Genomic DNA, 13,396 nt, shown 5'->3' with positions numbered 1-13,396 from the left:
CAATTCCTGCCCCTGTTTAACCCACACTTTGACCAGTTGAGCCGCGTATCGTTTGCCAATTTCCGCTTCTGGGGCAATTTTCTGGAACTCCTTATCCAGAAACTCATGGGGGCAGTTCCACTCAATCCGTGCTGCGGTCAGGGGAAAGAAGAAGGTAATTGCGTCCTGAAAGTATTCGCGTAAAATGTCTTTCCAGGGGGAATCTTGTCTGAGCGTGGCATGAACATTGATGTTACTTGAGATCCAACAGCCCTGCTTCTTTGAGCTTAGGGTTAAACCGAATGTCCTCTTGCACGCCGCGAGTCTTCAAAGTTTCCAGCACCGCTGATTCTACTCGTCGCGCTACCTGCTTCAAAACTTTGACTTGAGCCGCTTCATTGATGGCATTTGCAAAACTTGCTTGTTCCTCAGCCGTCATGGTTTGCTTCACGTCAATTGGCTGATTCCACGCATCAACATCCGCCCCATTGCCTATGGGTAATACCTTATTCTCAGCAATCCACGCATCTCGAATGCCTTCTAGGACGGTGCGGCTGGGGCGATCGATGGTCTGCACTTTCAGCCAATAGCAAGACTGCGGTTGTCGCACGAGATGCTGCTTCAGGCTTAAGTAAATGTCTCGCGAATAGCCGATATATTGCAAGATTTTATCAGCATCAAAAATGGCATAAACACCAACTTTGCCCTGAAACTGGTCGGGCACTAAGCCACTAACACCTAAGTAGGTGACGAATTCTAAAGTACTTAGGGGCAGGACATCGGTTTGAGAAGTGGTCATTGTGATAATTCAATCAACCTTTAAAAGGCAGCAAGGGCGCTGTGAAATACGCCCTTGCGATCGCGTGAAACTAACCAACCCGTTTAAGGCGCGAGGGCATTGCCGCGAATCAGGCTACCAATGGTTTTTGCCGTAATTTTCAACTGCACCAAAGGATTCGCTGGAACGACGGTTTTGTAAAGGTAGCTATCAAAGGTGAGCTTTTGCACATCCATATCGGCACACATTTCCACAAATGCCTCACGGGTCGCATCGGTGCGATAGAAGACACGCTGTAGAAGATCTAGCACTAGGTAAGTGATGCCATATTGCTTATCCCACCGCTGAATATAGACCTTGAGATCTTTCTCGGTAGGGGTACGAGTGCCCTGTTCCGAGAACTCGACGATCGCCTCAGCGCACATCCGCCCTGATTTTGCCGCGAAATAAATGCCTTCGCCGGACGATTTGGTCACAGTGCCAGCCGCATCGCCTACCAGCGCGACTCTACCGACGACGCGCCGGGGTCTGGGATGTTCAGGAATAGGATGTGCTTCCACCCGAATGATTTTGCCACCGCGCAATTTGGCTGCTGCCCGGTTGCGAATGCCCTTTTGCAGTTCTTTAATCCGGGATTGATTCGGCTTCATGGTGCCGGTGCCCACCGCAACGTGGTCATACTTGGGGAAGACCCAAGCGTAGAAGTCGGGGGAAACATCATCACCCACATACATTTCTGCCAGGTCTTCGTAATATGCCATTTTGTCGTCGGGGATGCGGATGCGCTCTTGGAAGGCGATCGCGTAGTTGTAGTCGCCTGCATCAATCGCTTTGGCAACGCGGGAATTTGCCCCATCTGCGCCCACCACCAAATCCACTTTCAGTTTTTTGTGTTCCCCTTCCAAGGTGCCGTTGGAGTGGTCGGCGTAGTGCAACACGTAGGGATCGGTGTCATTGCTGGGAATTTCTAGCTTGTGTAAAGTACCATTAATGACTTTTGCACCCAACTTCTCAGCGCGATCGCGCAAAAATCCATCCAGCACCTCACGGCGGCACATGCCAATATACTCGTCATCCTTCAAGGTGCTGCCAATGTTGACTTCCACATTGGAAGGCGAGATCATCTTCATCTTTCGCACGCGGCGATCGATAATTTCTGGAGGTAAATCAAACTCGCTGACCATACACAGGGGAATGGCACCACCGCAGGGCTTAACATTGTTTAATTTGCGTTCAATTAAATAGGTTTCGATTCCAGCTTTTGTTAAAACTTCCGCAGCGGATGAACCAGCAGGTCCACCACCGATAACTGCAACGCGTAGTGCCAAAGCTTTTCTCCTAAATCGTTGTAAAAGCTAAGAAGCATACTATCACGGACTTTTCATCCAAAGGGCGCTGACGACGTTATATCGCACCATTTGAAATAGAGTTTAACAATTGCCGTAATGCAGCTTAATGAAAACGTAATTCAAAATATTAAGACAAGTCCTTCAGGTCGGCTGTAGGGTTCCTCAATCAAAAGGGGAAGACTAGGGTGCGTCTTCTATCAGGATCATCTATGCGTTCCCCACTTTCTCAAGATCTCAACTCTCTTAAAATCAGTACGAGGCTTTGCCCACCGATAAAATCGGCTGCCTACTTAGATATTTATGAGTTGATCACTGAAAAAACTCTCCTAAAGCGTGAGCTAGAAACCCTAGAACAGAAGCGCGATCGCATTGTTCAACGCCTCGAAATTTTAGATACTCAAGTGGAAACGCTTGAAAACAGTGCCCATCAATTGCGAACGCTTTTATCTCCATAACCGATCCACTTGCTGAAAAAGCTTCACACTATATCAATCAAACAATTTCAAAACCGTGACTTTGGAGTATTAACCCGCCAAACGATTCCTACACAGCCTCTCATTATTCGCCGTTTCATGCGCCCCATTCTCTACCTCGCCATCACCAACCATGGCTTTGGACACGCCACTCGTGCGGCTTCCGTTGCCGCTGAAATTCAGCGCTTGTGTCCTGAAATATTGCTCATTTTAGTGACCACGGCTCCGCGATGGTTATTGGAAGGCTATATTTCAGGCGACTTCATTTTGCGTCCCCGTGCCTATGATATTGGCGTGCTTCAAACTGACAGCATCACGATGAATAAAGCTGCCACGCTGAAAAAGCTCCAAGAGTTGAAAGCGCGTCAGGCTTCTATCGTTGCGTCCGAAGTCAACTTTATCAAACAAAATCGGGTGGGACTGATTCTGGCAGATTTGCCGCCCTTGGCTGCCGCGATCGCTAAAGCCGCCAATATTCCCTGCTATATGATGAGCAACTTTGGCTGGGATTTTATTTATCAGGCATGGCAAGATGAATTGCCGGAGTTTGGCGAAACTATAGAGTGGATTCGGGGCTGTTTTAGTCAGTGCGATCGTCTGTTTCGTTTGCCCCTTCATGAACCCATGACGGCTTTCCCTCACATTACCGATGTGGGATTTACAGGCGGAACCCCCCGCTATAGTCCAGAGCAGCTAAAACGCGATCTCAATCTGACTGCCCCGAAAGAGCGCACGGTGCTGCTCACCTTTGGCGGCTTGGGCTTAGAGCAAATCCCTTACCAAAACCTGGAATACTTTGCCGATTGGCAGTTCATCACCTTCGATCGCAACGCTCCAAATCTCCCCAACCTAATCAAACTCAGCAGCCCTGAATATCGCCCCGTGGATGTCATGCCCCTCTGTTACTGCATGATTTCCAAACCGGGCTACAGCACCTTTTCCGAAGCGTGCCGCCAACACCTACCCATCATTTCCATCACCCGCGACGATTTTGCTGAAGCCCCTGTTTTACTCCGCGCCACCCAAAACTACGTCTCTCACCGGATTCTGCAACCCGCCGAGTTTTTTACAGGCACCTGGAAGTTTCTCCAAGAACCGCTGCAACCACCCCTCCAATCCCATGAGATCATCACTGACGGCAATCACGAAATTGCCCAAGCCATCCTCAACTTTTTTGAAAAGGAATAGGATAAATCATCGTCATTTACAACCCCTATGACTCAGTTCCAACAAACACTGCGGATTTCTACCACAGGTAAGTCCTTTTGCAAAATCACGTCGCAGGTGCAGGCTGTGGTGGCACAGTCCGGTGTGCGGGTGGGCTTATGCAGTTTGTTTTTGCGTCATACCTCCGCCAGTTTGGTGATTCAAGAAAATGCCGACCCGGATGTGCTGAAAGATTTAGAAAACTTTTTTGCCAAGCTGGTGCCAGAGTGGGAGAACTATATTCACAGCACGGAAGGCGCTGACGATATGCCTGCCCATATCCGCACCGTGTTAACCCACACATCTGAGCAAATTCCCGTTGCCAATCATCGGCTATTACTAGGGGTTTGGCAGGGCATTTACTTGTGGGAGCATCGCCAGCAGGGTTCCAGCCGCGAATTAGTGGTGCATATTATGGGCGACTTTTAGCCTAATTCAGAATTCTATCCAAGGAAAAATCTAAATTTGCTCACTTCTGTTTGTTTACGATTTGACACTTTCGTTAACATCTGTTTACAATAGGCACATAGGTAGGAATGAAATTGGAGTATTGAATCATGACCACTGAAAAAATCATCATTGCTGAAGATCGCAACAGTTGGAAATTCGGTTTCACCCCCCAAGCTGAGCTGTGGAACGGTCGCTTTGCAATGATTGGATTCGTATCTGCTTTAATCACTGAATTGGTGACCAGTCAAGGTGTTCTTCACTTTTTGGGCTTGATGTAGTTTGCTCAAGACACAGGGATTTGACAAAGCAATAGGTTAGAAAAATGGGTTTCTCCGGCGAGAAGCCCGTTTTTTTGGAGTTTTTTTGGACTAGTTATGACCTTATTGCTTCGCGGAAAACAAATAATTGAACATGAATTGAGTGTTTTTCGATTTTATATCGATCGCAGTTTAGGATGGCGCACCTATTTTTTTTGATTGGTCTTCCCGGCAGTGGAAAATCCACGCTGGTAGCCGCCTTGCTGAATGAATGTCCCAATTGTGCCTTGATTTCAACGGATAGGATTCGACTAGATCTATATGGAGATGAATCAATCCAAGGAGACTGGCTGCAAATTTGGCAAATGGTAGGGCAAAGACTGGCAGGTGCGGCGAGTCAAATTCATCAGGGTCAGAGATCAGCGGCGATCTATGATGCAACAAACGTAGTGCGAAGGCAGCGACGAGAGGCGATCGCCCTTGCCCGCCAATCTGGCTTTACCCATGTAACCGGGATTTGGCTCAATACACCCCTATGGCTTTGTTTGCAGCAGAATCAGCAGCGCGATCGCCAAGTCCCGCCTGACGTTATTCAGCACATGAGTCGCCGTTTGCGGAGCGCACCACCATCAAGGCTAGAAGGGTTTGATAGCTTTGTGAGGCTAGGAAGCCAGAGATGGGAGCTACCAGTTTTTGTTAATCTGGGATTACCATTGAGTGACTAGGCGCTAATAGAAGTGCGTAATAGAGGTAGGGGTTGATGGCAGCGGCCGATTACAAAGACTACTATGCGGCATTGGGGCTGAGTAAGTCAGTCGATGCGGATGAAATTAAAAAGGCATACCGCAAGCTGGCACGTAAATATCATCCTGATATGAATCCTGGCGATCGCCAAGCAGAAAACCAGTTTAAACAAGTCAGCGAAGCCTATGAGGTGCTGTCCGATCCAGATAAGCGCCGAAAATATGACCAGTTTGGGCAGTATTGGAAACAGGGAGAACAGCCGCGATCGCCCTACGGAGGCAACAGCAGCAATGTAGACTTCGATGGCGTTGAATTTGGTCGCTATGGCAGCTTTGACGAATTTATCAACGAACTGTTGGGACGCATGGGATCTGATCCTGGTTTTAGCAGTTCTAACCGCTATCGTCCTTCATCCGGAACGACAGGTGCCCCACCGGGCAGCACAGCGGGACTAGACAATGAAGCGATTCTAACCCTCACGCTGGCAGAGGCATTTAATGGGGTGCAAAAACGTTTGTCTTTGGGAAAAGAAGCGATTGATGTTCGCATCCCAGCCGGTGCAAAGCCTGGAAGTCGCGTTCGGGTTCGAGGAAAAGGCAGCTATAGCCCTCACTACACCACTCAACGCGGCGATCTCTATCTAACGATTGACATTGCGCCTCATCCATTTTTCCAGTTTGACGGGGATAATTTGGTGTGCGAATTGCCCATTACTCCTGATGAAGCGGTTTTGGGTGCCGCGATCGCAATACCAACCCCTGATGGCTTAGTGACAATGAACATTCCGGCTGGAATTCGCTCCGGTCAATCTTTACGGCTGCGGGGCAAAGGGTGGACAAAATCCAAAGGAGATCGGGGCGACCAAATGGTGCGCGTAGTGATTACTCCGCCTAAAGAGTTAAGTGAGATTGAACGAGAATACTACGAAAAAATTCGAGACAATCGCACGTATGATCCGCGATCGCGCCTCAAAGATATCCGGCTTTGATAAATATGCTGTGAGTAAGCTAGATCAAATTACGTCTTGACTCACTCACAACGTTGGCTTAACAGTCGGTTTAGCGAGGGCGCGCAGGGCATTCTTTGGGTTTTGGATTTTTCTGGCAAAAGCGAACTACCTCATTAAATTTAGAAACAGGCATCTTACTTTTCTGGAGGATTGTCCGGGAGTTGCTATCAAAGCGATCGCAAATATCCTGCACTTTCTTAGGGATATTACCCTGCTGACAAACATTTTCAGGAACCTTGCCGCCCATCAACTGCTTGACCTCAGCAAAGTCCTGCATTCGCTGTAGCTCAATTTTCCGAGCTACCTCGGTGTATTGTGCGATGTCTGCTGGAGACTGAGCTTGGGCAACACCCATAAAAAGCAGCCCGACGGTTGATACAACGCCAAACACCATCGCTTTCAGCGTAGAAGAATGTCTAAAGCGTGGTTGGAAGTCGATAGAGGAATTCATTTTCATAGCTGCGTGTTCAATGCCAAAAACTAGCACATCAAAGGTCTTCAAATGGTTTGAATTATTTTAAGGGCGATAAGTTCCTCGAAGAAAATGATTTCTGACTTCCTTGGCTTAAATCTCTCCTCCAACACTCTCATCTCGCCCCACACAGTTGACATAGCTCAACGATTTTTGTTTGCATTGCCGCTAAGTCATCCGCTCCATCCTTCAGGCTAAACTCTAGCTCTAGCAACAAAGGTAAGGTTTGCAGCAATGCTGGGGAAGAAAGAGACTGCACTTCTTGCTTTAAGAAATAAAGTCGTTTGGGATTTGCAATTTCAGCCGCTTTGGCGATCGCCACATCATCCCGTTCGCCCGATTCCACCAACAGTTTAATCCATAGCCAGCGCCGAAATTCTCCAATCAGAGAACTTACAATCCGCAGGGCTGGTTCATTCTGGCGCAACAGTTCTGCCACCATTTCCAAGGCTTCAGCTACTTGCCCTTGGCGAATGGCAGCCGCCAGCTTCAAAGTGTTTTGCTGAGTTGCAGCGACGAGGGTGGCAACATCCAATTCAGTCAGCGATCGCCCAGCCTCTCCCGCATAGAGCCGTAGTTTTTCCAACGCACTATACAGTTGGCGCGTATCGTTGCCCACAGATTCCGCCAATAGTTCCATCCCGTCAGTGGTTAACTTGACGTTCATTTCCTGCGCCACCTGCTTCACCTGCTTCAGCAGCAGATCCCCTTTCCAGGGAGGAATGGGCGAAAACTCTCGAATTTCAGCGTGCTTTTGCAGCAGTTTCGTCACCTTCAAGCGACTGTCAGGTTTGGTTGGGCTAGTTAGCAAAAGCACGCTGGTGCCAGGTAGTGAAGCGAAAGTGCGTTCTAACTCCCCCAAAAGCTCATCTGAGCATCGCTGGCACATCGTAGTATCTACCAGCCAAGTTAACCGATTGCCTGCCCCAAACGGCGGAGTCATCGCTTGATTTAGCCCTTGGGTAATAGCATCGGATAGCTCTGGCGAGATTTTGTTGTAGTTAAAGCTTTCCCATGCTGGATCAAGCACTTTTTCCCGAAGGGCTTTGGCGGCTTGGGCGATCGAAAACTCATCGGCTCCCCAATACAAGTAAATTGGCATTGACACGCTCTATTCGTCGGATAACTCTATTCATCGGATAGTTGATATTGTGGAGATAACCCTGGCAAACTAAGCTCTATTATTTTTAGAGCTACCTACTTTGCTGGACATCTCTAGCGCTCTGACGCAAAAGCACTGATTTGCAGAGACTCTATCTTAGCGATGCAAAGGTTTTATAAGTTGATAAACCCTATCTTATGACACCCTAAGCTCTTCAATTATTGATTCAGGATGCTATATTTCAGCGATGATGTGAACAGCGATAATGTGGACAACCAATGGGGATGACTAAGCAATTATCCTTCGCATAACCGTAAAATCAATTAAGTTACCTTAATGAGGTATTTAGGAATTGGACGAAAATTTTCAGACCTACCTGAATCGGGCGATGCGTATGACTCTGCCAGACGCATATCGTACTCAGTTGCAGAATATCCAGGAATCTCCTAAGTTTGAGCCGCATCCTGATCAAGGGTTTGCGCCGACCAGTTTCCCTGGCTACAGTATCATTACGCCCTCAAAAGAGAATGAATCTCCAGAGAATCAAGCGCTGTATGACTTGTTAGAAAAGTCTCAAGCCGATTTGGTTGACGAGTTTGGAGCCGCTGTTTTTGCACCTGTTCCGCCTACTAGCTTTCATTTGACCCTCGCAGATTTGCTGTGGGATAGTGCTTATCGTCATGCGAAGCAAGATCCAGCATTTGAACTTCAATTGCAAGCTCAAATTGCTCATATTTTTCAAGCGTGTCAGCCCATTAGTGAAGGCAAGCCTATTCCATTTCAAGTGTTAGGCTTGATGCTAATGCCCCGCTCAATCGGTGTTTGCCTCGCTCCGATCGATGAAGTCTCCTATGAGCGCATTTTGAAATTTCGTAGAGCAATTTACCAAAATCACCCTTTGATGGGGTTAGGAATTGAGCAGCAGTACTATTTCACGCCCCATATTACGTTGGGGTATTTTGGGTCTGTGCCCTCTTTAGAAAAGCGTATTCAACTGGGCGATCGCTTGGTTCACTTAAATCAGCCGTGGGTTGCGGAAACTCCTCAAGTATTTAAAGTGCATCAAGCAGAGTTATGTAAGTTTGATGATATGAGTCACTACTATCGGGAAGCGGATTGGGCAACTTTTAAATTTTAAAGATCAGTGCTGGACTATCAGTGCTGGTCTAAAAGTAGTGAACCGCTGATCGTACGTTCATCTCGGCTGTGGGACGATTCCCCCTGCTTTAAGCTGACTTTTTGGGGTGACTGTAATCACCGGCTACTGAGCAGCGATCGCCCACATAGTTCCTCCAGTCATAAACAACAGCAAGATCCCAAATAGTCCTGCTAATGGCTTGCCGTTTCCTGTCACCCAGCCTAAATTTCGATTGGGATACTCCAGAATTTGGGCAGTATCCAAGCTGGCAATTCCCCAAACCCAGCCTGCATGAAGTCCGATCGCCAGCCCTAAACTGCCGTCATCTAGCCAACGTGCCAGTACCAAAACCGTACCCAGCAGCCACAATCCTACGATCTGTGGCAATGCCTCCTTGCCATCCCACACGAGATGCAATAGGGCAAAAATGAGGCTAGAAATGATCGCTGCGATCGCTAATGAATAATCGCCCTGAAGTTGGTTTAGCAAAAAACCGCGAAAAACGAGTTCTTCTGTGGTGCTGATCCATAAGGCAATGCCTAAGGTTGGCAACAATGCTGCCAGTAAAGCAGGCACTTGCTCAGAATTCCACTCTAGCCACCCTAAGGCTTTCAGGAGTCCATAAAGGATAACCAACCCCAAAACTGCGATGCCGAACCCACCTAAAACGGAGCTTAAAAGGTGAAAGTTCCAAGCGAATCCATAAACAGAGAATGGCTGCTGCTGAAAATGGGAAAATCCCCATAAAAGGAGAGGCGCGATCGCATACAGTGAGGCAACTAATGGCAATTTTTGCTTCATTGTAGGCAGTTGGGATGGGTGCCACTTTAAAGCGATTGCTAAAGGGATCGCGATCGGCAACCAGAGCATCACCCACAGTCCAAAAAAAGCAGCGATCGTTAGCTTAGAGTTTAGAAAAACTTGGTCTATGCTCACAAGAAAATATCACAAACCTAATTTTAAAGCAGCAATATCCTGTTTATAAAAATCACTTGAAACTTTGAATGAGAAGATGGAAAAATCACTAATGTCTGGATAGAAAATCCAGACATTACTTAACAATGCTAACTTTCTTCATCAGCATCAGTGCTGCTAAGGTCATTAGAATCTAGCTGAACAAGGTGAATATGCTTATACCCAAGCTTGATCTTAAACTCATCCCCAGTTTTTAATCCCATGGATTGAGTGTAAGCAGCCCCAATCACAATTTGACCATTTTTATGTACGCTGACTCGATAGGTTGGCTCGCGTCCGCGCCCATCTTTTGTTCCCGCTGGATCGAGCGATAGACCTTGTGCGGCAATCAACGCATGATAAAAATCTGTTAACTTGACCCGCGTTTGGTCATTTTTGGTAACGGTATAGTATCCACATCGCTTTGCTGTTTCTCGGCGCGGCAGATGAGAGAGTTCTTTTACCTTTTGAAGTAAAGCTTTTCCAGTTAGTGGAGCGGTTTGTGTATCTGCCATTTGTTCCCAAATATCCTGAAATCTTTAAGGCGAGGATAGACCCATTAAGTCTACATTCAACACTATAAAAAATATATCCTTAGACCTATCCATATGGACAGGAATTGCATAATATTTTTGATAATAATATTTTTCAATTACTTTTGCATCTTATCAAAAATCGCCAGACTTAAAGCGAACTATCAGGAAAATTAACTAAGTAAGTTAATGCTTTTCTGCCCGTCCGATAAATTTTTGAGATGTCAAAAAGACCGTTGAACTGCCTTAGATATTAAAGTCAATGTAGATTGAAGTCATTCTCCATAATTTTTCTGATCGCTAGCTTCCAAAGAAATTTTCTATTGGAAAGTCGATGCTCAATATCTCTAAAAACTCAGATCTGACCCTTGCGATCGCGCATGACAAATCACGTTTCTATAAGAACACAAGCAGTTATTTCACCCAAACCTGTTGAACATTTCCGTTCTACCAGCTTGAACCAAGGCAGAAACTCGGCTTAAGGTTTATGAAAGAAGGTGCATTTATCGTTACGCTAGAAGGTATTAAGGTTTTTCCTAACCCATCAAAAAATTCTTTTTAACTGAAAATGCACGTCATCTTTAAAGTAATCCGGCAACAACCAGGTGCTGCTCCCCGAATTCAGGATTATCACCTAGAAGCCGAGCCGAGCCATACAATCTTGGAATGCATTAACCGGATTAAATGGGAGCAAGACGGCACACTAGCTTTTCGGAAAAATTGCCGAAACACAATTTGTGGTAGCTGTACTATGCGGATTAATGGGCGATCGGCACTCGCCTGCAAGGAAAATGTGGGCAGTGAGTTAGCACGGCTAGAGCAAGCGATTCCTTTTGGAGAACAAGCCAACACTAGCGCAGCTTCAATTTCAACAATCACCTTGGCACCATTGGGAAATATGCCAGTGATCAAAGACTTAGTGGTGGATATGAAAGGGTTTTGGGATAACCTAAAGGCGGTTGATCCCTATGTCAGCACGGCTGCGCGGCAGGTGCCCGAACGGGAGTTTTTGCAAACCCCAGAGGAGCGATCGCGGCTCAACCAGACCGGCAACTGCATCCTGTGTGGAGCTTGCTATTCGGAATGCAACGCCCGTGAAGTTAATCCCGGTTTTGTTGGACCTCATGCGCTGGCAAAAGCCTATCGCATGGTGGCAGATTCCCGTGACCAAACGACAGAAGCACGGCTGGAGAAATATAATCACAGCACGGACGGCGTATGGGGCTGTACCCGCTGTTATCATTGCAATGCTGTTTGCCCGATGGAAGTTGCGCCGATGGAGCAAATTAGCAAAATCAAATCAGAGATTTTGGAGCGAACTGACCCCCAATTCAATGCCCAATCTAGTCGCTCAATTCGGCATCGCAAAGTGTTGATTGATCTGGTGAAAAAGGGGGGATGGATTAATGAACAGGAGTTTGGTTTGAAAGTCGTGGGCAATTCGTTTCGAGATTTGCAGGGATTAATCAGCTTAGCGCCTTTGGGGTTGAGAATGATCGCAAAGCGCAAATTCCCCTTAGGATTTGAACCCTCGGCAGGAGCGGCAAATGTGCGATCGCTGATTGAGTCCGTCAAAAGTTTGGACAAATCTCAACAAGTGACGACGCTAGCTGATACCCCCGAACCCACAGGAGGCTAACATGAGCGATGTGAACATCGATGCCAAAATACTTGAACCCTTGAATCAGCCGGAGCCTGCCTTTGGTTGAACGGCTTAGGCAGAGCAAATCATGGGCGGATTTGCCATGCTGGGGTTTATGGCGTTGCTGCTGGTGGAATTTGTGACGAAACAAGATTTTTTAACGTGGCTAGGATTACGGTGAGGTCGGCTGAGCGATCGCTTGCCCAAAGCGATTGTAAATCACGATATCCCACTGTCCGTTGACGCTCGATTGAAACGCGATTGCGTTGCCATCGGCGCTGATGCTGGGGTTACGAACTTCTGCTTTTAAGTTTTCGGTCAAGTTTCGCGTTTGGCGAGTGTCGCGATCGTACAAATAAACGTCCGTAGTTCCACCCCGCGACCCTATATAAGCAATGTAGCGACCATTTTCAGAAATGGCTGGACTAGATTCAATCACATCCAGAGTATTGAGTCCCGGAATTTCTACTAGGTTTCGTCCCAGAGTGTCATACAGATAAATATCTTGACTACCCCGGCGATCAGAGGCAAACACAATATAGCGTCCGGCGATCGCAGGTTGTATTTCTGCAAAGGGGCTATTCAAACTGCGCCCGCCTGGATCAAACGGAAAATTGAGCGATCGAGCAGTTGCACAACCGCTGAGCGACAGTGCCAAAATTCCGATTGACCAGACAAAACGTTTCACGAAGAAAGGCAAGAGGTGAGAGGCAAGAAGTAAGAAGCAAGATGGGCACAGGTTATCGGCGATAGTCGGGAATATCAAGTTCAACACCAGCACCGCGATCTAGCACTTCAATATCCCATTGCCCACGAGTGCCTGTTTCAAATGCAATATAGCGACCATCGGGGGTGATCTTTGGATTGCGAAACCACCCCCGATAGCCCATTGTTAAAATTTGAACTTGTTGAGTAGCTCGATCATACAACTCAATTTCGGGTCTGGCGCTATCACTGGCAATGTAAGTAATGTAGCGACCGGTTGCGCTGAGGCTGGGAGATTCCGCGATCGCGTCGCGTCGGTTAAGGCGAGGTAAATTCAAATACTGCTTATTTCGGAGGTCATATAACAGAATAGAGCGTGTACCCTCTCGATTAGAAACAAGCGCTAAAAAACGACCATCTCCGCTTAAGGCGGGCTGCTCATCATTAAATTGGCTGTTCAGTTCGCCAGGGCTAGTTGCCGCTGTTTCAACGGAACAGGCAGTCATCATGCTCAAGGAACCCCACAGGAAACATGTCAGCCACTGATGTTGTTTCCTCTGGTTTGATTGATGTTCACGGGCAATCGCTGCACACCGGCTAACCAT

At 47.3% G+C, this 13,396-nt stretch carries 16 protein-coding genes; 8 read left to right on the top strand and 8 right to left on the bottom strand.

The window, feature by feature from the left end:
- Window positions 1–232: 232 nt before the first annotated feature.
- Together AC1S5B_RS04580 and chlP are read right to left on the bottom strand one after the other, a co-directional pair.
- A complete protein-coding gene (locus AC1S5B_RS04580) occupies window positions 233–778 on the bottom strand; it encodes a GIY-YIG nuclease family protein (protein WP_482034521.1) in 546 nt (181 codons plus the stop codon).
- A gap of 83 nt (window positions 779–861) precedes the next feature.
- Window positions 862–2,085, bottom strand: coding sequence for a geranylgeranyl reductase (gene chlP / locus AC1S5B_RS04575; RefSeq protein ID WP_482034520.1), 1,224 nt, complete (start codon window positions 2,083–2,085; stop codon window positions 862–864).
- Window positions 2,086–2,315: 230 nt separating this feature from the next.
- On the opposite strand from chlP, the gene AC1S5B_RS04570 reads away from it, so the two are divergent.
- From AC1S5B_RS04570 to AC1S5B_RS04545, 6 genes are all read left to right on the top strand, one after another.
- Window positions 2,316–2,561, top strand: coding sequence for a hypothetical protein (locus tag AC1S5B_RS04570; RefSeq protein ID WP_482034519.1), 246 nt, complete (start codon window positions 2,316–2,318; stop codon window positions 2,559–2,561).
- A gap of 117 nt (window positions 2,562–2,678) precedes the next feature.
- Complete coding sequence (locus AC1S5B_RS04565) at window positions 2,679–3,767, top strand: glycosyl transferase (protein WP_482034518.1); 1,089 nt, start codon at window positions 2,679–2,681, stop codon at window positions 3,765–3,767.
- A gap of 27 nt (window positions 3,768–3,794) precedes the next feature.
- Window positions 3,795–4,214 (top strand): secondary thiamine-phosphate synthase enzyme YjbQ, encoded by a 420-nt coding sequence (locus AC1S5B_RS04560; RefSeq protein ID WP_482034517.1) that lies wholly within the window; start codon window positions 3,795–3,797, stop codon window positions 4,212–4,214.
- A gap of 128 nt (window positions 4,215–4,342) precedes the next feature.
- The gene (locus AC1S5B_RS04555) at window positions 4,343–4,513 is read left to right on the top strand and encodes a chlorophyll a/b-binding protein (protein ID WP_458649531.1); all 171 of its coding nucleotides are present in this window, start codon (window positions 4,343–4,345) and stop codon (window positions 4,511–4,513) included.
- 176 nt (window positions 4,514–4,689) lie between these two features.
- On the top strand, window positions 4,690–5,217 hold the full coding sequence (locus tag AC1S5B_RS04550; protein ID WP_482034516.1) for an AAA family ATPase: 528 nt from the start codon (window positions 4,690–4,692) through the stop codon (window positions 5,215–5,217).
- 35 nt (window positions 5,218–5,252) lie between these two features.
- Window positions 5,253–6,224, top strand: coding sequence for a DnaJ C-terminal domain-containing protein (locus tag AC1S5B_RS04545; protein ID WP_482034515.1), 972 nt, complete (start codon window positions 5,253–5,255; stop codon window positions 6,222–6,224).
- Between the two features lie 70 nt (window positions 6,225–6,294).
- Here the strand turns inward: AC1S5B_RS04545 and AC1S5B_RS04540 are convergent, their stop codons facing one another.
- A complete protein-coding gene (locus AC1S5B_RS04540) occupies window positions 6,295–6,702 on the bottom strand; it encodes a DUF4168 domain-containing protein (RefSeq protein ID WP_482034514.1) in 408 nt (135 codons plus the stop codon).
- Between the two features lie 130 nt (window positions 6,703–6,832).
- On the bottom strand, window positions 6,833–7,819 hold the full coding sequence (gene holA / locus AC1S5B_RS04535; protein ID WP_482034513.1) for a DNA polymerase III subunit delta: 987 nt from the start codon (window positions 7,817–7,819) through the stop codon (window positions 6,833–6,835).
- A gap of 394 nt (window positions 7,820–8,213) precedes the next feature.
- Between holA and AC1S5B_RS04530 the strand changes: the two genes are divergently transcribed.
- Window positions 8,214–8,957, top strand: a complete 744-nt coding sequence (locus AC1S5B_RS04530) for a DUF1868 domain-containing protein (protein ID WP_482034512.1) — start codon at window positions 8,214–8,216, stop codon at window positions 8,955–8,957.
- A gap of 123 nt (window positions 8,958–9,080) precedes the next feature.
- On the opposite strand, the gene AC1S5B_RS04525 is transcribed toward AC1S5B_RS04530, so the two are convergent.
- On the bottom strand, window positions 9,081–9,893 hold the full coding sequence (locus AC1S5B_RS04525) for a CPBP family intramembrane glutamic endopeptidase (RefSeq protein WP_482034511.1): 813 nt from the start codon (window positions 9,891–9,893) through the stop codon (window positions 9,081–9,083).
- Between the two features lie 128 nt (window positions 9,894–10,021).
- Window positions 10,022–10,426 (bottom strand): AbrB family transcriptional regulator, encoded by a 405-nt coding sequence (locus AC1S5B_RS04520; protein WP_482034510.1) that lies wholly within the window; start codon window positions 10,424–10,426, stop codon window positions 10,022–10,024.
- 586 nt (window positions 10,427–11,012) lie between these two features.
- Here AC1S5B_RS04520 and AC1S5B_RS04515 point away from each other — a divergent pair.
- On the top strand, window positions 11,013–12,083 hold the full coding sequence (locus AC1S5B_RS04515) for a succinate dehydrogenase/fumarate reductase iron-sulfur subunit (protein WP_482034509.1): 1,071 nt from the start codon (window positions 11,013–11,015) through the stop codon (window positions 12,081–12,083).
- A gap of 175 nt (window positions 12,084–12,258) precedes the next feature.
- Here AC1S5B_RS04515 and AC1S5B_RS04510 read toward each other — a convergent pair whose 3' ends face one another.
- The gene (locus AC1S5B_RS04510; RefSeq protein ID WP_482034508.1) at window positions 12,259–12,774 is read right to left on the bottom strand and encodes a TolB family protein; all 516 of its coding nucleotides are present in this window, start codon (window positions 12,772–12,774) and stop codon (window positions 12,259–12,261) included.
- A 52-nt stretch (window positions 12,775–12,826) separates the two neighbouring features.
- The gene (locus AC1S5B_RS04505) at window positions 12,827–13,300 is read right to left on the bottom strand and encodes a TolB family protein (protein ID WP_482034507.1); all 474 of its coding nucleotides are present in this window, start codon (window positions 13,298–13,300) and stop codon (window positions 12,827–12,829) included.
- Window positions 13,301–13,396 lie beyond the last annotated feature (96 nt).

This window comes from Leptolyngbya sp. CALU 1928, assembly GCF_056784215.1.
Note: the sequence above shows the minus strand (reverse complement) of the source record. Positions and strands in the feature narration are given on the sequence as shown.